Annotated in this window: 21 protein-coding genes and 1 riboswitch; of the genes, 15 read left to right on the forward strand and 6 right to left on the reverse strand. The window is 38.8% G+C overall.

Annotated elements, in window-relative coordinates; genetic code table 11:
- Positions 1-15 precede the first annotated feature (15 nt).
- The 3 genes from glpK to ACFX4G_RS23180 all read left to right on the forward strand — a co-directional run bounded on the left by glpK (position 16) and on the right by ACFX4G_RS23180 (position 5292).
- Positions 16-1506 carry a glycerol kinase GlpK gene (glpK, locus tag ACFX4G_RS23170; protein WP_043981689.1) on the forward strand — a complete coding sequence of 497 codons (1491 nt, stop codon included), beginning with the start codon at positions 16-18 and terminating at the stop codon, positions 1504-1506.
- Between the two features lie 187 nt (positions 1507-1693).
- On the forward strand, positions 1694-3373 hold the full coding sequence (locus ACFX4G_RS23175) for a glycerol-3-phosphate dehydrogenase/oxidase (RefSeq protein WP_043981690.1): 1680 nt from the start codon (positions 1694-1696) through the stop codon (positions 3371-3373).
- Positions 3374-3537: 164 nt separating this feature from the next.
- The gene (locus ACFX4G_RS23180; protein WP_377577276.1) at positions 3538-5292 is read left to right on the forward strand and encodes a phospho-sugar mutase; all 1755 of its coding nucleotides are present in this window, start codon (positions 3538-3540) and stop codon (positions 5290-5292) included.
- A gap of 34 nt (positions 5293-5326) precedes the next feature.
- Here ACFX4G_RS23180 and ACFX4G_RS23185 read toward each other — a convergent pair whose 3' ends face one another.
- Positions 5327-5938 carry a biotin transporter BioY gene (locus ACFX4G_RS23185; RefSeq protein WP_028410248.1) on the reverse strand — a complete coding sequence of 204 codons (612 nt, stop codon included), beginning with the start codon at positions 5936-5938 and terminating at the stop codon, positions 5327-5329.
- Positions 5939-6148: 210 nt separating this feature from the next.
- Positions 6149-6400, reverse strand: coding sequence for a YhdB family protein (locus ACFX4G_RS23190; protein ID WP_013055267.1), 252 nt, complete (start codon positions 6398-6400; stop codon positions 6149-6151).
- A 321-nt stretch (positions 6401-6721) separates the two neighbouring features.
- On the opposite strand from ACFX4G_RS23190, the gene ACFX4G_RS23195 reads away from it, so the two are divergent.
- The 3 genes from ACFX4G_RS23195 to ACFX4G_RS23205 all read left to right on the forward strand — a co-directional run bounded on the left by ACFX4G_RS23195 (position 6722) and on the right by ACFX4G_RS23205 (position 9082).
- Positions 6722-8131, forward strand: coding sequence for a SpoVR family protein (locus tag ACFX4G_RS23195; protein WP_377577279.1), 1410 nt, complete (start codon positions 6722-6724; stop codon positions 8129-8131).
- 123 nt (positions 8132-8254) lie between these two features.
- Positions 8255-8584 carry an antibiotic biosynthesis monooxygenase family protein gene (locus ACFX4G_RS23200; protein ID WP_097824988.1) on the forward strand — a complete coding sequence of 110 codons (330 nt, stop codon included), beginning with the start codon at positions 8255-8257 and terminating at the stop codon, positions 8582-8584.
- 66 nt (positions 8585-8650) lie between these two features.
- Positions 8651-9082 carry an Rrf2 family transcriptional regulator gene (locus ACFX4G_RS23205; RefSeq protein ID WP_013081642.1) on the forward strand — a complete coding sequence of 144 codons (432 nt, stop codon included), beginning with the start codon at positions 8651-8653 and terminating at the stop codon, positions 9080-9082.
- Positions 9083-9134: 52 nt separating this feature from the next.
- Here ACFX4G_RS23205 and ACFX4G_RS23210 read toward each other — a convergent pair whose 3' ends face one another.
- Positions 9135-10130 carry an NADPH:quinone oxidoreductase family protein gene (locus ACFX4G_RS23210; RefSeq protein ID WP_377577282.1) on the reverse strand — a complete coding sequence of 332 codons (996 nt, stop codon included), beginning with the start codon at positions 10128-10130 and terminating at the stop codon, positions 9135-9137.
- Positions 10131-10309: 179 nt separating this feature from the next.
- Here ACFX4G_RS23210 and ACFX4G_RS23215 point away from each other — a divergent pair, with 179 nt between their 5' ends.
- The gene (locus tag ACFX4G_RS23215) at positions 10310-11254 is read left to right on the forward strand and encodes a nucleoside hydrolase (RefSeq protein WP_043981695.1); all 945 of its coding nucleotides are present in this window, start codon (positions 10310-10312) and stop codon (positions 11252-11254) included.
- Between the two features lie 34 nt (positions 11255-11288).
- Here ACFX4G_RS23215 and ACFX4G_RS23220 read toward each other — a convergent pair whose 3' ends face one another.
- Genes ACFX4G_RS23220 through ACFX4G_RS23230 form a run of 3 tightly spaced genes read right to left on the reverse strand, consistent with a single transcriptional unit; the run spans position 11289 to position 13563 of the window.
- Positions 11289-12023, reverse strand: coding sequence for an amino acid ABC transporter ATP-binding protein (locus tag ACFX4G_RS23220; RefSeq protein WP_377577285.1), 735 nt, complete (start codon positions 12021-12023; stop codon positions 11289-11291).
- Positions 12024-12053: 30 nt separating this feature from the next.
- Positions 12054-12758 (reverse strand): amino acid ABC transporter permease, encoded by a 705-nt coding sequence (locus ACFX4G_RS23225; protein WP_377577288.1) that lies wholly within the window; start codon positions 12756-12758, stop codon positions 12054-12056.
- Positions 12742-13563: an amino acid ABC transporter substrate-binding protein gene (locus ACFX4G_RS23230; protein ID WP_013081647.1), complete on the reverse strand. Its 822-nt coding sequence runs from the start codon at positions 13561-13563 to the stop codon at positions 12742-12744. Before ACFX4G_RS23230 ends, ACFX4G_RS23225 begins: the two co-directional genes overlap by 17 nt.
- Positions 13564-13904: 341 nt before the next feature.
- Between ACFX4G_RS23230 and ACFX4G_RS23235 the strand changes: the two genes are divergently transcribed.
- The 8 genes from ACFX4G_RS23235 (at position 13905) to ACFX4G_RS23270 (ending at position 19066) form a co-directional block, all read left to right on the forward strand.
- A complete protein-coding gene (locus ACFX4G_RS23235; RefSeq protein ID WP_043981698.1) occupies positions 13905-14303 on the forward strand; it encodes a fluoride efflux transporter FluC in 399 nt (132 codons plus the stop codon).
- On the forward strand, positions 14304-14693 hold the full coding sequence (gene crcB / locus ACFX4G_RS23240; protein WP_028410256.1) for a fluoride efflux transporter CrcB: 390 nt from the start codon (positions 14304-14306) through the stop codon (positions 14691-14693). It abuts the gene before it with no gap.
- Between the two features lie 47 nt (positions 14694-14740).
- On the forward strand, positions 14741-14956 hold the full coding sequence (locus tag ACFX4G_RS23245) for a hypothetical protein (protein ID WP_013055279.1): 216 nt from the start codon (positions 14741-14743) through the stop codon (positions 14954-14956).
- A gap of 162 nt (positions 14957-15118) precedes the next feature.
- Positions 15119-15220: riboswitch (TPP riboswitch) on the forward strand.
- A gap of 122 nt (positions 15221-15342) precedes the next feature.
- Positions 15343-15966 carry a thiamine phosphate synthase gene (locus ACFX4G_RS23250; RefSeq protein ID WP_043981731.1) on the forward strand — a complete coding sequence of 208 codons (624 nt, stop codon included), beginning with the start codon at positions 15343-15345 and terminating at the stop codon, positions 15964-15966.
- Complete coding sequence (gene thiO, locus ACFX4G_RS23255; RefSeq protein WP_377577291.1) at positions 15950-17077, forward strand: glycine oxidase ThiO; 1128 nt, start codon at positions 15950-15952, stop codon at positions 17075-17077. The genes ACFX4G_RS23250 and thiO overlap by 17 nt, the downstream gene beginning before the upstream one ends.
- Positions 17074-17277 carry a sulfur carrier protein ThiS gene (thiS, locus tag ACFX4G_RS23260; RefSeq protein ID WP_013055282.1) on the forward strand — a complete coding sequence of 68 codons (204 nt, stop codon included), beginning with the start codon at positions 17074-17076 and terminating at the stop codon, positions 17275-17277. Before thiO ends, thiS begins: the two co-directional genes overlap by 4 nt.
- A gap of 5 nt (positions 17278-17282) precedes the next feature.
- Complete coding sequence (locus ACFX4G_RS23265; protein WP_013055283.1) at positions 17283-18050, forward strand: thiazole synthase; 768 nt, start codon at positions 17283-17285, stop codon at positions 18048-18050.
- A complete protein-coding gene (locus ACFX4G_RS23270) occupies positions 18047-19066 on the forward strand; it encodes a thiazole biosynthesis adenylyltransferase ThiF (protein ID WP_013055284.1) in 1020 nt (339 codons plus the stop codon). The genes ACFX4G_RS23265 and ACFX4G_RS23270 overlap by 4 nt, the downstream gene beginning before the upstream one ends.
- The last annotated feature ends 9 nt before the right edge of the window (positions 19067-19075 follow it).

The following is a 19075-nucleotide window of genomic DNA, read 5'->3' on the forward strand; positions in this document are numbered from 1 at the left end:
ATAGGGGATATTGATATGGAAAAATTTATTTTATCTTTAGACCAAGGAACAACAAGCTCACGAGCAATGTTATTTAATAAAAAAGGTGAAGTTGTACATGTAGCTCAAAAAGAGTTTACACAGTACTTTCCAAAACCAGGTTGGGTAGAGCATAATGCAAGTGAAATTTGGGGATCTATCCTAGCAGTTATCGCATCTTGTTTATCTGAGTCAGGTGTTCATGCGGATCAAATCGAAGGAATTGGGATTACCAATCAGCGTGAAACAGCAGTAGTATGGGAAAAAGCAACAGGGAAACCGGTGTACAATGCAATTGTATGGCAATCTCGACAAACGTCTGGTATTTGTGAAGAATTAAAAGCAAAAGGATTAAACGATACGTTCCGCGACAAAACGGGATTATTAATTGATGCATACTTCTCTGGAACAAAGGTGAAGTGGATTTTAGATAACGTAGAAGGTGCACGTGAAAAAGCAGAAAACGGTGAATTGTTATTCGGAACAATTGATACATGGTTAATTTGGAAGCTATCAGGCGGAAAGGCGCATGTAACGGATTACTCAAACGCATCCCGCACGCTTATGTTCAATATCTACGATTTAAAATGGGATGATGAACTGCTAGACATCTTAGGGGTACCGAAATCAATGCTTCCAGAAGTGAAGCCTTCTTCTGAAGTATACGCTCATACAGTAGACTATCATTTCTTTGGTAAAAACATTCCAATTGCTGGAGCAGCCGGGGATCAGCAAGCCGCTTTATTTGGACAAGCGTGCTATGAAAAAGGAATGGCGAAAAACACCTATGGAACAGGCTGCTTTATGCTCATGAATACGGGTGAAAAAGCAGTTAAGTCCGATCACGGTTTGTTAACTACATTAGCATGGGGGATTAACGGCAAAGTAGAATATGCGCTTGAAGGCAGTATTTTTGTAGCAGGATCTGCTATTCAGTGGCTTCGCGACGGTTTAAGAATGTTTAAAAATGCGGCTGAAACTGAAAACTATGCAACGCGAGTAGAGTCTACAGACGGCGTATATATTGTGCCAGCTTTCGTAGGACTTGGAACACCTTATTGGGATAGTGATGTACGGGGGGCGATGTTTGGATTGACTCGGGGTACAAAAAAAGAACACTTTATCCGTGCAACGCTTGAATCACTAGCTTATCAAACAAGAGATGTATTAAGTGCAATGGAAGCGGACTCTGGAATTACATTAAAAACATTGCGTGTAGACGGAGGAGCAGTTAAGAATAATTTCTTAATGCAGTTCCAAAGTGATGTGTTAGACGTTCCGGTTGAACGTCCTCAAGTGAATGAAACAACGGCTCTTGGGGCAGCATATTTAGCGGGTCTAGCGGTCGGCTACTGGAAAGATTGCGATGAAATTGCGCAGCAGTGGAATATGGAAAAATCTTTCGAACCAAGTATGGAAGAAGAAAAGCGTGAAGAATTATATAGCGGCTGGAAAAAAGCCGTACATGCAACAATGGCTTTTAAGTAATTATTTGATGAAAATCCTTTAATTAAAAGCGCATGTATGATATAATTTACTCAAGTTAATAAATTGGTTGGAGAATCGGAGAGACCACAGATCCATATGTAGGCATACTATATATGTGATTTGTGGTCTCTCTTTTTTGTATATTGGAAAAATTTTATATCTTTGAAAAATGAAAGGGGAATGACGTATGTTTTCAAGTCAAACACGTTCGAATAAATTGGTAGACATGACACAAAATCAATACGATTTACTAGTAATTGGTGGGGGAATTACTGGGTCAGGTATTGCACTTGATGCGACTCATCGAGGCATGAAAACGGCATTAGTTGAAATGCAGGATTTCGCAGCAGGAACATCTAGTCGTTCAACAAAGCTTGTTCACGGCGGTCTACGCTATTTAAAACAGTTTGAAGTTAAAATGGTAGCCGAAGTTGGTAAAGAACGTGCCATCGTATATGAAAATGGCCCTCATGTAACGACTCCGGAGTGGATGCTGTTACCTTTCCATACAGGTGGAACATTCGGTAAATTCTCAACTTCAATTGGACTGCGCGTATATGATTTTTTAGCTGGTGTAAAACGCTCAGAGCGCCGCAAAATGTTTAGCGCAGAAGAAACACTTAGCCGCGAGCCATTGGTGAAATCTAAAGATTTAAAAGGCGGCGGTTACTACGTTGAATATAAAACAGATGATGCACGTTTAACGATTGAAGTAGCTAAAGAAGCTGCAGCAAGAGGGGCAGACTTAGTCAATTACACAAAAGTGGAAAACTTCATCTACGATAAAGGAAAAGTAGTAGGGGCGGTTGTTCGTGATCAGCTTACGAATAAAGAATATAATATCTATGCGAAAAAAATCGTCAACGCTGCAGGTCCATGGGTGGACACGCTGCGTGAAAAAGATAATTCAAAAAAAGGCAAGCAGCTTCAATTAACAAAAGGAATTCACTTAGTTATTGACCAAGAACGCTTTCCGTTAAAACAAGCCATTTATTTTGATACACCTGATGGACGTATGGTATTTGCGATTCCGCGTGATGGAAAAACATACGTAGGCACAACAGACACGGTCTATAAAGAAGACGCTAGACATCCGCGTATGACTGTAAAAGACCGTCAATATGTTATTGATGCGATTAACTATATGTTCCCAACGGTTGATCTTACGGTAGACGACGTAGAATCAAGCTGGGCGGGTGTCCGTCCACTTATTCACGAACAAGGAAAAGATCCTTCTGAAATCTCGCGTAAAGATGAAATCTGGACATCAGAATCAGGTTTAATTACAATCGCTGGAGGGAAATTAACTGGGTACCGTAAAATGGCTGAAATTGTCGTAAATCGCGTAGCTGAAGATTTTAAAGCAGAAGGACGCGAATTTGAAAGCTGTCAAACTAAACATTTACCGATTTCTGGAGGTAATGTAGGCGGTTCAGGTGGGTTCCCAACGTTTGTAGAGCAAAAAGTCAAAGAAGGCATCAAACTAGGGTTATCACGTGACGCTGCTGAAAAGCTTGTAAAACGCTATGGCTCAAACGTAGATAAAGTATACCGCTACATGATTGAACGTCCTGATCAGCTAAAAAACAGCGACCTTCCAGCTAGTGTATTTCTGCAAATTCAATATGGCATAGAAGAAGAAATGGTTTCAAAACCAGTGGACTTCTTCATTAGACGTACGGGCGCTTTATTCTTTGATATCAACTGGGTAAGAAGCTGGAAAAAACAAGTGATTGCTCATATGGCCGAAGAGTTAAAGTGGACGCCTGAGCAAACAAAAGCTTATACGGATGAATTAGAACAGCACCTTCATGACGCAGTTGTACCAGTAGATGAAAAAGTTAACCGTATGACAGGTATTTCATGATAAAATAAAAAAGTACCTCAAAATTTGTCAATACAGCCATAATATAATAGCAGGAAGTCAAATTTTGACGAAGAAATATAATATGACTGTTAAAAAAAGAGAAAGACGATTACTCGTTTTTCTCTTTTCATACATATTTACATCTATATAAGGGGGCTTTTTTTATGAGTTGGAAAGAAACGTATACATCTTGGATTAATTATCCAAATTTAGATCCTGAATTACGTCAAAATTTAGACGCAATCAAAGGTGATGAAAAACAATTAGAAGATAGTTTTTACAAAACATTGGAATTTGGAACAGGCGGAATGCGTGGGGAAATTGGAGCCGGTACAAACCGTATGAATACGTATACAATCCGAAAAGCTTCCGAAGGCTTTGCTGAGTACATTAAACAAGCTGGCGAAGAAGCTATTAACCAAGGAGTAGTCATTGCGTATGATTCTCGCCACAAATCCCCTGAATTTGCAATGGAAGCAGCAAAAACATTAGCAAGTCACGGAATTAAAACGTATGTATTTGAAGAGCTAAGACCAACACCTGAACTTTCATTTGCAGTGCGTGAGTTAAACGCATTTGGAGGTATTGTTATTACAGCGAGCCACAATCCTCCTGAATATAACGGATACAAAGTATATGGTCCAGACGGTGGTCAGCTGCCGCCAAAAGAAGCTGATGAACTAGTTGGCTTTGTAAATGCTGTGGAAAATGAACTTACATTAGCTGTTCAATCTGAAGCGGAGCTAAAAGAAAAAGGTCTTATTGAAATGATTGGTTCAGCGATTGACGAAGCATACAATGAGAAACTAAAAACGATTTTAATTAATCCAGAGCTAGCTTCTGAAACAGGTAAAGATTTAAAAGTGGTTTTTACACCTCTACATGGTACAGCTAATAAGCCAGTTCGCAACGCGCTTCAATCTATCGGTTACGAAAATGTCACGGTTATTGAAGAACAAGAACTTCCTGATCCAAATTTCTCGACGGTTAAATCTCCGAATCCTGAAGAACCAGCTGCGTTTGAATATGCTGTTCGTAAAGGAAAAGAAATTGATGCAGATATCTTAATCGCAACGGATCCAGATGCAGACCGTTTAGGAATTGCTGTCAAAGATCCAAGCGGCGAATATGCGTTATTAACAGGAAACCAAACGGGTGCTTTATTGCTTCACTATTTGCTTTCTCAAAAGAAAGAAAAAGGCGTGCTGCCTGCTAATGGCGTTGTGTTAAAAACGATTGTAACGTCAGAAATCGGCGCACAAATTGCTCGTTCATTTGGACTGCAAGTTGTTGACACTCTAACAGGTTTTAAATTTATCGGTGAAAAAATTAAGCAATATGAGCAAACGGGCGAGTATACATTCCAATTCGGTTATGAAGAAAGCTACGGCTATTTAATTGGTGACTTTGCTCGTGACAAAGACGCTGTACAAGCAGCCATTCTAGCAGTAGAAGCTTGTGCTTATTATAAAAAGCAGGGCATGACGCTATATGAAGCGCTTCAGCAAGTGTTTACTAAATATGGTTTCTATCGTGAAGGTCTGAAATCTTTAACGCTTAAAGGAAAAGAAGGATCTGAGCAAATTCAGCATATTTTGGCTACATTTAGAAATGAACCTCCTAAGAATATTGCAGGATTAAATGTTTCGGTTGTAGAAGATTATACATTAAGTGAGCGTCAGCATATTAAAGCAGGGAAAGTAGAAGAAATTACATTGCCAAAATCAAATGTATTAAAATATATCTTAGAAGACGGTTCTTGGTTCTGCCTTCGTCCATCTGGTACAGAGCCAAAGGTGAAGTTCTATTTTGGCGTCGTGTCAGAAGATGAAGCAACGAGCATTGCTCATTTAGAAGCTGTACAAACAGCTGTAATGGGTGAAGTAGAACGTGTATTAGATAAAGTGAAAACGGTATAAAAGTAAAGCCTGCTCAAACTTGAGCAGGCTTCTTTTATGATACTTTATTTGATTGCGTATTTGACAAATACGAAGAAGATCGTAGGGCTTTATAAATTTTCGGAGCAAGCATAGCCCCAAGAACAGTAAAAATAAGATCCTTTACCGCAAACCACGACATAATCTTCCAAGCGGCTGCATATGTCATTGCAGGAGCTTCAAGCCAGTAATTAACCGCTGCATACATATACGTAGTACCTATTAAATAAATAACGGCAATACCAACTAGTGATGAAATTAAAAAGATAGAAAAAGTTGGCTTGCCGCGCATCTCCATAATTTTTCCTGTGATAAATGCTGCTACGATATAAGAAAGCAAAAAGCCGCCAGTGCTTCCAAATAAAATACCAATTCCTGCTTTAAATTGAGCAAATACTGGGGCGCCGGCAATGCCAATTAATACGTATACAATCATTGAAATAGAACCCATTCTGCTCCCAAGTAAAAGTCCTGCTAATATAACAAAAAAAGGCTGAAGTGAAAGAGGCACGCCGCCTACTTGTAAAAAAGGTGCCCAAGAAGTAATGTTTGCACCAATAGCCATAAGAGCCGCAAACATACCAGCTAGCGTTAAATCTAATGTGCGAAACCTTTTATTAGTACTCATATATGTTCCTCCCAGTATGTACTGAAATATCTTAGCGTATGTACTGAAGATTGTACGTCGAATCTGCTTTTATGTCAACGATAAAAATAAATGTGTTTACATATATTATTTGATGTTTTTTGAAATAAAGTATGCATATTTTTAGTGCAACATAAAAAAATAAAGAAGGGAATTCATCCCTTCTTTGTCCAAGTGTGTGTATCAAAAATACTAGTACAATGATTCTTCCAGAAGCTCCGGGTTGTGCTCCGAATATTCCGTTGCATGATCAATGTAGCGTAGTAAAGAATAAAGCTCTTCTTGAATGATGCGGTAGTTTCGTTCAAAATTGTAGGCGTGCAAAAAATGTTCAATCTTTTTTGAAAGAAAATCGTCGTCTGTTCGAACCATTAAAATTAATAAGTTATCCCATTGTGAACGGTGTGTGTAATATAAAGCTCGATCATAATCAATTACATCCATTAATAACGTTCCTCCTTTTGAGGAGTTGAAATTAGTGTATGATATTTGCGGGAATTCTTACGCTGTAAATGTTGGGCAAAAGACCAGTGCATAATTAAAAGAGGTTGTAGTCATTATGCAAGAAGAATAAACGTACAGGACCCTATAAATGATAAGAAAGGCAAAGAATGATGCAGCATAACAGTTATATTACATCCATTATTTAAGACAACTAAATAAAAATCCCCTTTTCTTGAAAAAATAAAGCTTCTTTTTGATGAAAACACATGAATTGGCATGTTTGTACATAGATTGAAGTAAGGAGTGAAAGGGGGAGCTGTCGTGAAAGAAGCAGATTATAAGCAATTATACCGTGCGATTGATGAAATTACGGAAATAGCTAGCGGTTTCGGCTTAGATTTTTATCCGATGCGCTATGAAATTTGCCCGGCAGATATTATTTATACGTTTGGTGCATATGGGATGCCAACTCGTTTTTCACATTGGAGCTTTGGAAAACAATTTTACAAAATGAAATTACACTACGATCTTGGATTGAGTAAAATTTATGAATTAGTTATCAATTCAGATCCTTGTTATGCATTTTTATTGGATTCCAATGCGCTTATTCAGAATAAATTAATTGTAGCTCACGTGTTAGCCCACTGTGACTTCTTTAAAAATAACAGCCGTTTTACCAACACTAAACGGGATATGGTAGAAAGTATGGCAGCGACCGCTGATCGAATTAAAGAATACGAAGTAAAGCACGGTAAGCGTGAAGTAGAAAAGTTTTTGGATGCTGTCCTATCGATTCAGGAACATATTGATCCGTCTCTTATGCGTGCCAAGCTTTCTTGGAGCATAGATGATGTAGAATCATCGGAAGAAGAAATCGTTTCTCCTTACGATGATTTATGGAATTTGGATTATAAAGAAAAGAAAAAACCAAAACCTCCAAAATCTTTCAAAAAATTTCCGCCTCAGCCTGAAAAAGACATCTTATTATTTATCGAAGAATACAGTCCTTATTTAGAGGACTGGCAGCGGGATATTTTAACGATGATGCGAGAAGAAATGCTTTATTTCTGGCCGCAGCTTGAAACAAAAATTATGAATGAAGGCTGGGCTTCTTTCTGGCATCAGCGCATTATTCGAGAAATGGACTTAACGAGTGATGAAGCGATAGAATTCGCCAAGCTAAATGCAGGGGTTGTGCAGCCCTCTAAGACGGGAATCAATCCATATTATTTAGGTTTAAAAATCTTTGAAGACATTGAAGAACGCTACAATAATCCAACAGAAGATATGATTCGCCGGGGCGTGGAGCCGGGGTCAGGAAGAGAGAAGATGTTTGAGGTACGTGAGGTTGAATCAGATATTTCCTTTATTCGCAATTACTTAACAAAAGATTTAGTCATGCGAGAGGATATGTACTTATTCCAAAAACAAGGAAAAGACTATAAAATCGTTGACAAAGAGTGGACAGAAGTTAGAGATCAGCTTGTTAATATGCGCGTAAACGGCGGATTTCCTTATATCACAGTAACCAATGGAGACTATCTAAAAAATGGAGAGCTCTATTTAAAACATTGGTATGAAGGAATTGAATTAGATGTCAAATACTTAGAAAAAGTGGTACCGTACGTTCATCAGCTTTGGGGCCGCCCCGTTCATTTAGAAACGGTAATGGAAGGCAAGCCAATCGCCTTTACGTATGATGGAAAAACAGTGCATAGAAAACATTTGTAAAAAAGAAGACCGCTTAAACAGCGGTCTTTTTGGGCTTCTGTAACTTATCCATATAAATTGAAAAAATAAAATTACTATGCAATAATCGAATGAGAATTACTTTCATTTAGAAAGGAAGATAAGATGTTTGTTGTAAACGCAAGTTTTGAAACAGAAAAGAAATTTGAAGAACAGCTCACGCAAAAAGCTAAGAAAAACAAAACAGAAATTGAGGCAGCCAAAGGAAATTTATCGTTCGAATGCTGGAAAAAAGATTCTGCAGATAAAGTTGAATATGTCTTTGTATCGAAGTGGGAAGACAAGCAGTTCTTTCAAGCGTGGATCTCAAGAGAGGAACATGTGAACGAACATAAAGAAGCGAATAAAAAGAAAACGAAAGCATTTTCTAAAGCTATGGAAATCAAGAAAACGATGCGTTTTTATGAGGCGGTAGAAGAGGACATTCTTTCCTAAAAAAGCATGCTTGACTTTCATAAATGTTGTAACTATAATGATTACAACAAATTAGGAGTGAGAGCAATGAAAATTAGCAGTCGATTCACCGTGGCCGTTCACATACTATCTTTAATTAAAGTAGATAGCAGTCATCCTAGTACTTCAGAGTGGATTGCTAGCAGTGTAAATACAAATCCTGTTGTTATAAGACGAGTAATTGGGATGTTAAAGAAAGCTGGACTCGTAGGTGTAAAAGCCGGAGCTGGCGGAGCTTATCTATTGAAAGATCTAGAAGAGATAACGTTGCTGGACGTTTATCGAGCGGTGGCGGCAGTGGAAGAAGGAGAATTGTTTCAAATGCATGAAAATCCGAATGTGGAGTGTCCTGTAGGAGCCAATATTCAAAGTGTTCTTGAATTGATTTTAAAACGTTCTCAAGATGCCATGGAACAAGTCTTAGCGGATGTGACCATGAAAGAATTAGTGACGGATTTAATAGCAAAAATAGATGCATAATAACATGCTTCTGTTCGTAAAAAAACGGAGAAACCTAGGTTTCTCCATTTTTTTATAGCTTCACAATTGTTCGTCCTCGAGCTTGTCCTTTTAATAAAGTCGGAAGTACCTCAGGGAGCTGTTGTAGTGAAATTTCTTGCTGAATGAAAGGTTCGAAGCTTTCAGGCTTAAAGTCATTAGCAAGTCTATTCCAAATCTCTTTTCGAGTAGGCATTGGACAGTAAACAGAATCGATACCTAATAAATTAATCCCTCTTAAAATGAAGGGAAAGACTGTTGTTGGCACTTTGCCTCCAGCCGTTAGCCCGCTGACCGCTACAGAGCCTCCGTACTGAATTTGACTGAGAACAGAAGCTAGAGGCTCTCCGCCCACAGGATCCACCGCAGCGGCCCATTTTTCCTTGCCTAATGCTTTTAATTTGCCGTTATAAACATCTTCACGGGCTACAATAGAGGAAGCGCCAAGCTCTTTCAAATAAGCTGCTTCCGAGCTTTTTCCCGTACTTGCTTCCACTGTGTAGCCTAATTTTGAAAGAATGGCAACCGCAAAGCTTCCTACACCTCCCGTAGCGCCTGTTACAAGCACAGAGCCATTAGATGGACTAGTATGGTTTTCCTCTAAGCGATGCACAGATAAAGCAGCTGTAAAGCCAGCTGTTCCGATAATCATTGCTTCTTTTAACGTTAAATTTTCAGGGAGAGGGACAATCCATTCGCTGCGTATGCGCGCATACTCACTATAGCCTCCAAAGTGTGATACGCCAATGTCATAGCTTGTTGCAATGACATGATCACCTTCTTTAAAATCAGGGCTGTCAGAAGATACAACAACTCCTGCTAGGTCGATTCCTGGAACAAATGGGTAGCTTGTCACAATATTTCCGTTTGCGATGCTGGCTAAGCTATCTTTATAATTCACCCCTGAATAATGAACGCGAATAAGTACATCGCCTTCTGGCAAATCGTTTAGCGTCAGTTCTTGGACGGACGCCTCCACTTGCTCTTCACGTTTTTTATCTACGATTAATGCTGAAAATGATTGCTCCATTTTATTTCTCCTTTCTATAATGAGATGTATATATCTATACATAGACTACCTTATTTCTATACCCATTATAGAAAATAGTAAAAGAAGTTCCTAATACTTTGATTACGAAAGAGATTATTTCATTATAAAATAGCGGTATAGCTATTAGTTAGCAATACATAGAAAAGAGGAGAAGAGAAATGAGCACAAACATATATTTTAACCATGATGCAGGCATTGATGATTTAGTATCGCTTTTTTTACTGCTGAAAATGGATGATGTAAAGGTAACAGGGGTATCTGTTATTCCCGCTGACGGATATCTAGAGCCAGGTATCAGCGCAAGCCAAAAGATTATTGATCGTTTTGGAAGTTATGATATTGAGGTCGCTAAATCTACTTCACGCGGTATGAATCCATTTCCAAAGGAGTGGCGCATGCATACGTTTTATGTAGATGCACTGCCGATTTTAAATGAAAAAGGGGAAGTACAAACAAAAATAAGTCAGCTCCCTGCTCATGATCATTTAATCGAGACATTGCAGCACACAGCCGGGAAAACAACTTTATTGTTTACAGGACCGTTAACAGATTTAGCAAGAGCATTGGAAAAAGCGCCGGAAATAGAAAAGAAAATTGACAAGTTAGTATGGATGGGCGGTACATTTCAAGAAGTAGGAAACGTGCAAGAGCCCGAACATGATGGAACGGCGGAGTGGAATGCTTTTTGGGATCCAGAAGCAGTAGCGAAAGTATGGAAAAGCAAAATTAAAATTGAGATGGTTGCTTTAGAAAGCACGAATCAAGTTCCCTTAACGCCCGCTATTCGTCAAATGTGGGCTTCACTTCGAAGATATGAAGGAGTAGACTTTGTAGGGCAGTGCTACGCGGCTTGCCCGCCGCTTGTACACGTTGAAACCAATTCAACATATTATTTGTGGGATGTACTCACAACAGCATTTACAGGGAATTCAACACTTGTGAAGGTAAAAACCGTTTCGAGTATTGTGCATACAGAAACACCGAGCCAAGGAAGAACAGAAATTTCCGAAGAGGGACGACCTGTAGATGTCGTATATGATGTCACAGCTGAAGCATTCTTTACGTACATTACAGATTTGATGAAAAAAGCAGTAGCCAAATAAAGAAAAAGGTTGCACATGAAAGTGTGCAACCTTTTTAATGAATCATATTCAAGAATTGACGTGTCCGCTCTTGTTGAGGATTTGAAAATATTTTATCTGGTGTCCCTCTTTCCATAATGACGCCTTGATCCATAAAAATAACTTCATCCGCTACTTCACGGGCAAAGCGCATTTCGTGAGTTACCACCACCATCGTCATTCCTTCTTTTGCCAAGTCTTTCATGGCTTGAAGAACGTCTCCTACAAGCTCAGGATCAAGAGCTGAAGTAGGCTCATCAAACAGCATAACTTTTGGATCCATCGCCATTGCTCTGGCGATGCCAACGCGCTGTTGTTGTCCGCCAGACAGCTGGAAAGGATAAAAGTCGAGCTTGTCTCCTAAGCCAACTCGTGTTAATAATTCTTTCCCTCTTTTTTCTGCTTCTTGAGTGGAAACACCTTTTACAATTACAGGACCTTCCATAACATTTTCAAGTGCAGTTTTATGAGGAAATAAGTTATAGTTTTGAAAGACCATACCTGTTAGGCTTCGAAATGAAGTAATGTCTTTTTTACGAACAGGGTTGGTAAAATTCATGCTTTTTTTATCAAGTTCAATCGTACCGTCTGTTGGGATTTCTAACAGATTTAAGCAACGTAAAAAAGTTGTTTTACCGGATCCAGAAGGGCCGATTAATACAATTACCTTGCCCTGTTCAACTTCCAAATCAATCCCTTTTAATACTTGCAAATCACCGAATGATTTATGCAAATTTTTGATATTAATCATATAAAAAACTCCTTTAGCTACTTGAAACAGTTATTTAGATACGTAACGATCTAGTCTTATTTCAATGCGTCCTTGGATAATGGATAAGATTGTGCACATAATCCAGTACAAGAGCGCTGCTTCACTATAAAGAAGTAAAAACTCATAGTTAGTTGAAGCAATTTCTTGAGCTTGACGGAACATTTCAGAAACAAGAATAAGCGATGCAAGTGACGTGTCTTTAATAAGACTAATAAAAGAGTTAGATAATGGCGGAATCGATACACGTGCTGCTTGCGGTAAGATAATCCGTCTTAACGCTTGGGAATAGGTCATACCAAGTGAGTAGCCAGCTTCCCACTGTCCTTTAGGAATAGATTGAATTGCTGCTCGGATAATTTCAGATGCATAAGCACCTACACTTAATGAAAATCCAATAACAGCAGAGATAAATGGATCAATTGTTATATCTAAGTTAGGTAATCCGTAGAAAATGATAAATAATTGCACAAGCAAAGGCGTTCCACGAATAATTGAGACATATACACGTGCAATCATGTTTAATACCTTATTTGACGACAAGCGAGCAAGTGCTGTTAAAACAGCTAACACAATGCCTATGGCAAAGCTTATTAATGTTAGTGGAATAGAATATTGAATAGCTCCCTTTAGCATTGGTAAGAGAGATGATTGAGCGATTGAAATCAATTGATTCAATCGCTCTCCATCAGGAAAAATATTATTTAGGAGAAACATCTTCGCCAAACCATTTCTTAGAAATTTTTGCGTATGTTCCGTCTTTTTTCATATCTTTCAATGCTTTGTTTACTTCATCCACTAACTTACCGCTGTCTTTTCTAAACATAAAGCCGCTTGCAGCACCATCGGATTTTTCATCCGCGATTTTGATAGGTGCGTTAGGGTGCTTTTTCTTATAGTCAAGGAACGATAATTTATCGTTGATTGTAGCATCAACACGGTTTGCGCTCATTAGTTCTACTGCTTGAGCAAAACCTTCAGCACTCGTAATGTTTGCACCATAAGATTGAGCCATGTCTTTATAGTTACTTGTTAATGACTGCGCTGATTTTTTTCCTTTTAAATCTTTAAATGATTTGATATCTTTTTCGTCTTTACGAACAATTAATACAGCGCCTGACTGGATGTATGGATCAGAGAAATCGTATTTCTTTTGACGATCTTCACGAATACCCACTTCGTTAGCAATCATGTCAAAGCGTTTAGCATCTAATCCGGCAAACATGCCATCCCACTGTGTTTCTTTGAACTCAGCTTTTACGCCAAGACGTTTAGCTACTTCTTGAGCCAATTCTACATCAAACCCAGTTAGCTTTTGTTTGTCATCATGAAAAGTGAACGGAGGGTATGTACCTTCAGTTCCAATTGTTAATACGCCATCTTTTTTCACTTTATTATATAAATCCTCTTGTGAAGATTTATTGTCTCCATTGTTTGCTTCATTTTTTGAGCTAGAACCGCATGCGGCAAGCACAACTGTGAAAGCTAATAGTAGCGACAAAAGTGCAGCAAATTTCTTCATTTTCTAAACCCCCTAGTATTCTGATAGGAAATGATACTCTGTGATACTAAACAAGAACACAGCAAAAGTCAACAAAAAAAACTTATACGATTAATGTGACTTAAAATAAGGGAAATATACCTTCTATACACGGTTTATCATAAGGATACAGAAAGTTTTTAAAATTTGGATTAAGTGGATTTTTAAGGGAGGTTTGAGGAGTAAAAAGGAAGTTTCATGCGACGATTTTCTCTTTCATTTTTTCATGACTTTTGGTGCAATAAACATATAGTTAAATGTTAAGGTAGAAATAAATTCCTTATGGTACACTTAAAGAAGAATTTATGAAACGGAGCGATATGATGAAAGCCATAAACTTGATCTCAATTGCCTTTGGTGCTATCGCTGGTACATATGCACGTTATTTGCTGAATCTTTCCTTATTATATACGGGCTATCCAATAGGAACGGTAATTGAAAACCTATTAGGAAGCTTCATACTAGGCCTATTAACAGGATTTTTTGTGTGGAAAAAGCCAAAAGAATGGATAAAGCTTGGACTAGGAGTTGGCGTATGCGGCGGTTTTACAACGTATTCAACGTTTGCAGGAGACGTCATTTCTCTCACTCAGCACCATTTATTTTGGGGAGCCATTTATGTAATGGTCTCTTTAGTAGGTGGAATCCTTCTTGCTTTAGCAGGCTATCTATGCGGTGAAGCGGCAGGGAAAAATTTAGTGAAAGTACATGAGGTGAAGTAAATGAGCATAGTGAGCTTGGCACTTGGCGGGGCAGCTGGAGGAATATGCCGTTATCTTTTGGGTTTAAAAGTTACAAAAACAGTTTCAAACCCTCCTTTTCCAGTATCAATGCTGTTTGTAAACTTGCTCGGTGCGTTTGGGCTTGGTCTTTTTTACGGTAGTTATTATGGAAAGGTTCCGAGTCATGCTTATGATGATTCAATATTTTTAATGATTGGCATTGGTTTTTTTGGTGCCTTTACCACTTTTTCAACGTTCAGTGTGGAAACCGTACAGTTAATTCGAGAAAAATCTTATCGGAAAATGCTGGCGTATGTGGGGATTTCAGCATTTGGAACAGTTGGTTTATTTACAGTCGGTTTACTGGCAGGAACGTTTTTATTTAAGTAAAGAGAACGTTTCTAGTAGGGAAAAACAAAAAGACGGAGAAGTAGAGAATGGATAGAAAAGCAGAAGTTTGGAAATACATTTTGTTGATTGTAGCTGTTGCAGGTCAGATCATCGGTTTTTTATTTTTATTTATAAATGTTGTGGCGGCATTTATTTTTTACGGTTTTTATATTCTAACTTTTATTATGTTACTCCTGCTGTTTATATGGGATCGGAAAAAGGAAAAAGACAAGGAAGAATTTGACGACTATACCGATTACTAATCATATAAAAAGCAGAATGATGAGGTGCGCCGGACCTCTTACTTAGTAAAGAAGCTTAAAAGATACATCTATAAAAGGAAGAGAGCCGTAAGAGCATAAAGAGATATTGTATTTACATCTAGTTGTGTTATAATTTTAAGTGCGAAAACAAAATCAATAAATAGCAATCACTAGGGGAGCTTTTTGAAGCTGAGACGAATGTATTTCGGACCCTTTGAACCTGATCTGGTTTGTACCAGCGTAGGGAAGTGGCGATCATGTTTACATAACGATGCATGCTAACCACTCTACGTTGTAGAGTGGTTTTTTTGTATGTAATAAAGCCCTCTACACAAGATGAAGTGATTGAAATTTCTCTTTATTCTGAACGGAAAGGTTTCGATCATATGGATATTCCTAAATTTCATGTCGTTACAACAGATAAGCAGCCAATTGAAGAGGTTCGGGACATTTTAACGGCTATTGAGCCTTTTGCGGGTGCCATTCATATTAGAGAAAAAAAGAAAACGGCAAAGCAGATTCAATGTTTGCTAGAAAGCCTGCCATTTTGTCTCTCTAAAATTATTGTAAATGACCGAGTTGATGTAGCGCATGCTTTAAAAGCAAAAGGCGTACAGCTTGCCTATCATAGTTTAGATGTTTCGTGTGTTAGAGACGTATTTCCTTCTCTTATTGTCGGAAAATCAGTTCACTCTGTGGAAGAGGCTTTAGAAGCTGAAAAAGATGGTGCCCACTACATTCTATACGGACATATTTATTCAACACATTCAAAAAAAGGATTAAAAAGTCGAGGGGTAGCAGCACTAAAAGAAGTAGTAGATGCTGTACAGATACCGGTTATTGCCATTGGAGGAATTACACCTGTAAATGCCAAAGAGGTGCTTCAAACAGGAGCACACGGTATAGCTGTGATGTCTGGTGTCATGCTTGCGCAAAATCCCCTTAAAGCGATTAAACAATATTCTCATATATGGACATCTGGAGGTGGAGAAAATGAAGCAGCATTATGATGTACTGTTAGTCGGAGGAGGCATAATCAGCTCTTCTATCGCTTATCATTTGTCAAAACAAGGAGCATCAGTGGCCATTCTTGAACGAAATCAAATTGGTTGTGAAGCTTCAAGTGCAGCAGCTGGTATTTTAGGTGCTCAAGCTGAAATTGATGAAGAAGGTCCTCTTTTAGACCTTGCTATTAAGAGCAGAAGCATGTTTCCTGAGCTGGTGAAGGAACTAAAAGAAAAAACGGCCATCGACGTAGAGCTCATTCAAAAAGGCTTATTAAAAGTCGCTGTAACAGAAGAAGATGCACACGTATTAAAGAAAAAAGCCGCTCAGCACCACCAATGGGATGAACATGTAAGATGGATCGATGTAAAAGAAGCGCGTTTGTTAGAACCCGGTCTCTCTCCAGACATATACGGAGCCATTACAATACCGGGGGACGGCCAGCTAGCTCCGGCTAAGTTAACGCAAGCTCTTGCTCATGGAGCCTTGTATCACGGAGCAGATATATTCGAATACTGTGATGTTCATTCTCTTATTATGGAAAATGAAACAGTAAAAGGTGTACAGACGTCCAGAGGCTCTTTTTACGGAGAAAAAGTAGTTATTGCAGCAGGCTCATGGGCTAAACGCTTTATTTCTTCTGAACATTTAGGTCGCGTGTTTCCCGTAAAAGGGGAGTGTATTGCTCTTCGAAGTCATAAGCCGCTGCTTTCTAAAACGATTTTTTTAGATGAAGGTTTTTACTTAGTGCCTAAGACTGGTGGAAGAATCGTAATCGGGGCAACTAAGCTACAGCATGACTTTACCAAGACGGTTTCTGCACAAGGTATTCAATTTTTGCTGAATAAAGCTTCGGCGCTTCTGCCAGCTATTAAAGAAGCCACATTTGAAAAAGCATGGGCTGGTCTTCGTCCACAAACAAATGATGGCTGGCCTTATTTAGGAGAGCATCCTGAAATAGCGAATCTACACATGGCGTTTGGCCACTACCGAAACGGTATTTTATTAAGTGCTGCAACTGGAAAAATTATGGCTGATGCTTTGTTAGGGAAAAAGCTGAATCATTCATTTTTTACATCATTTCAGCTAACAAGAGTAATGGAGGGAGTTCATTGAATCTAATCATTAATGGTAAGACCGTTACTTTTGGAGATGAAATTGAAACGGTCGAGCACTTGTTGCAGGCTCAGAACCTGCATGAACGAGTGGTAATTGTTGAGCTAAACAAGAACATTTTGCAAAAAGAAGAACATAGCGATGCATGCTTAAAAGATGGCGATATATTAGAAGTTGTTTCATTTGTCGGAGGAGGATGAAGAGTATGTTAAAAATTGGACAATATACATTTAATTCACGTTTATTATTAGGGACAGGGAAATTTCCGGACTTTACGACTCAGCGTCAAGCGGTAGAAGAGTCAGAAACAGAAATTTTAACATTTGCTGTGAGACGAATGGATATTTTTGATCAAAATCAGCCTAATTTATTAGAAGCGCTTGATGTGAAGCGTTTCACTCTTTTGCCTAACACTGCTGGAGCAAAAAATGCAGAAGAGGCCGTACGTATTGCTAAATTAGCAAAGGCTTCTGGACTTTGTGACATGGTGAAAGTAGAAGTAATTGGATGTGATAAAACGCTGCTTCCTGATCCAGTTGAAACATTAAAAGCCAGTGAAGAACTGTTAAAAGAGGGCTTTACCGTTTTACCTTACACATCAGATGATGTTTTACTTGCGCGTCGTTTAGAGGAGTTAGGCGTACATGCCATTATGCCAGGAGCTTCGCCTATAGGTTCAGGTCAAGGTATTATTAATCCGTTGAACATGCGTTTTATCATTGAACAATCAACTGTTCCAGTAATTGTAGATGCAGGTATTGGAACGGCTTCAGACGCAGCTCAAGCTATGGAGTTAGGAGCAGATGGTGTGTTATTAAATACAGCTGTTTCAGGAGCAAAAGATCCTGTGAAAATGGCTCGTGCTATGAAGTTAGCGATTGAAGCAGGACGAGCAGCATTTGAAGCAGGACGTATTGAAAAGAAACAATATGCAACGGCAAGCAGTCCAACAGAAGGGATGAGTATCGGTTGATTAATCGTTATTCCCGCCAAGAATTGTTTCAACCTATTGGAAAAGGCGGACAGCAGCAAATTCAAGAAAAGCATGTTCTGATTGTAGGAGCAGGTGCTCTTGGAACAGGGAACGCGGAGGCCCTTGCGCGAGCGGGGGTAAAGAAAATAACGCTCATTGACCGGGACTATGTAGAATGGAGCAACCTTCAGCGGCAGCAATTGTATAGTGAAAAAGATGCTGATAAAAGAATTCCAAAAGCAATTGCCGCTAAAAAACGGCTTCACGATATTAATCACGATGTAAAAGTAGAAGCGCACGTAGCAGACGGTACCCCTCAAGTTTTAGAACAGCTTGTTGAGGGGGTAGATGTTATGATTGATGCAACCGATAATTTTGACACACGCCTTGTAATGAATGATTTATCACAAAAATATGATATTCCTTGGATTTACGGAGCATGTGTAGGAAGTTATGGAATTAGTTATACTATCATACCAAGTGAAACACCGTGTTTATCCTGTTTGCTTGAATCTGTACCGCTTGGAGGGTTAACATGTGATACAGTGGGGATTATTAGTCCTGCTGTCCAAATGGTAGTCGCTCATCAAGTAACAGAAGTGTTAAAAATATTAGTCGGAGACTGGAATGCGCTCAGGAGGGAACTTGTTTCGTTTGACGTATGGAAAAATGAGTATACGAGCATCAATGTGAACGTGTTTCGCAAATCTGCTTGCCGCTCATGCGGCAGTGAACAAACGTATCCCTTTTTACAATATGAAAATCAAACGAAAACAGCTGTGCTATGCGGAAGAAACACGGTACAAATCCGTCCGGGCAAATCAGCCAAGCAGCCGCTGCAGTCTTTAGGTGAACGATTAAAAGAAAAAGGATATAAAATTGAACAGAATCCGTATCTGCTTTCTTTTTATGTAGATGATTACCGTTTAGTTATGTTTCAAGATGGGCGCGTCTTTGTCCATGGAACAAACGATATAGTAGAAGCAAAGTCACTTTATCATCGGTATATTGGGTAAGAAAGAGAT

Source organism: Priestia sp. YIM B13486, assembly GCF_042787865.1.
GTDB classification, from domain to species: Bacteria; Bacillota; Bacilli; order Bacillales; family Bacillaceae_H; genus Priestia; species Priestia megaterium.

Coding starts and splice junctions, on each gene's coding strand:
- glpK (WP_043981689.1), top strand. CDS start 16: ATGGAAAAATTTATTTTATCTTTAGACCAAGGAACAACAAGCTCACGA.
- ACFX4G_RS23175 (WP_043981690.1), top strand. CDS start 1,694: ATGTTTTCAAGTCAAACACGTTCGAATAAATTGGTAGACATGACACAA.
- ACFX4G_RS23180 (WP_377577276.1), top strand. CDS start 3,538: ATGAGTTGGAAAGAAACGTATACATCTTGGATTAATTATCCAAATTTA.
- ACFX4G_RS23185 (WP_028410248.1), bottom strand. CDS start 5,938: ATGAGTACTAATAAAAGGTTTCGCACATTAGATTTAACGCTAGCTGGT.
- ACFX4G_RS23190 (WP_013055267.1), bottom strand. CDS start 6,400: ATGGATGTAATTGATTATGATCGAGCTTTATATTACACACACCGTTCA.
- ACFX4G_RS23200 (WP_097824988.1), top strand. CDS start 8,255: ATGTTTGTTGTAAACGCAAGTTTTGAAACAGAAAAGAAATTTGAAGAA.
- ACFX4G_RS23205 (WP_013081642.1), top strand. CDS start 8,651: ATGAAAATTAGCAGTCGATTCACCGTGGCCGTTCACATACTATCTTTA.
- ACFX4G_RS23210 (WP_377577282.1), bottom strand. CDS start 10,130: ATGGAGCAATCATTTTCAGCATTAATCGTAGATAAAAAACGTGAAGAG.
- ACFX4G_RS23215 (WP_043981695.1), top strand. CDS start 10,310: ATGAGCACAAACATATATTTTAACCATGATGCAGGCATTGATGATTTA.
- ACFX4G_RS23220 (WP_377577285.1), bottom strand. CDS start 12,023: ATGATTAATATCAAAAATTTGCATAAATCATTCGGTGATTTGCAAGTA.
- ACFX4G_RS23225 (WP_377577288.1), bottom strand. CDS start 12,758: ATGTTTCTCCTAAATAATATTTTTCCTGATGGAGAGCGATTGAATCAA.
- ACFX4G_RS23230 (WP_013081647.1), bottom strand. CDS start 13,563: ATGAAGAAATTTGCTGCACTTTTGTCGCTACTATTAGCTTTCACAGTT.
- ACFX4G_RS23235 (WP_043981698.1), top strand. CDS start 13,905: ATGAAAGCCATAAACTTGATCTCAATTGCCTTTGGTGCTATCGCTGGT.
- crcB (WP_028410256.1), top strand. CDS start 14,304: ATGAGCATAGTGAGCTTGGCACTTGGCGGGGCAGCTGGAGGAATATGC.
- ACFX4G_RS23245 (WP_013055279.1), top strand. CDS start 14,741: ATGGATAGAAAAGCAGAAGTTTGGAAATACATTTTGTTGATTGTAGCT.
- ACFX4G_RS23250 (WP_043981731.1), top strand. CDS start 15,343: ATGGATATTCCTAAATTTCATGTCGTTACAACAGATAAGCAGCCAATT.
- thiO (WP_377577291.1), top strand. CDS start 15,950: ATGAAGCAGCATTATGATGTACTGTTAGTCGGAGGAGGCATAATCAGC.
- ACFX4G_RS23265 (WP_013055283.1), top strand. CDS start 17,283: ATGTTAAAAATTGGACAATATACATTTAATTCACGTTTATTATTAGGG.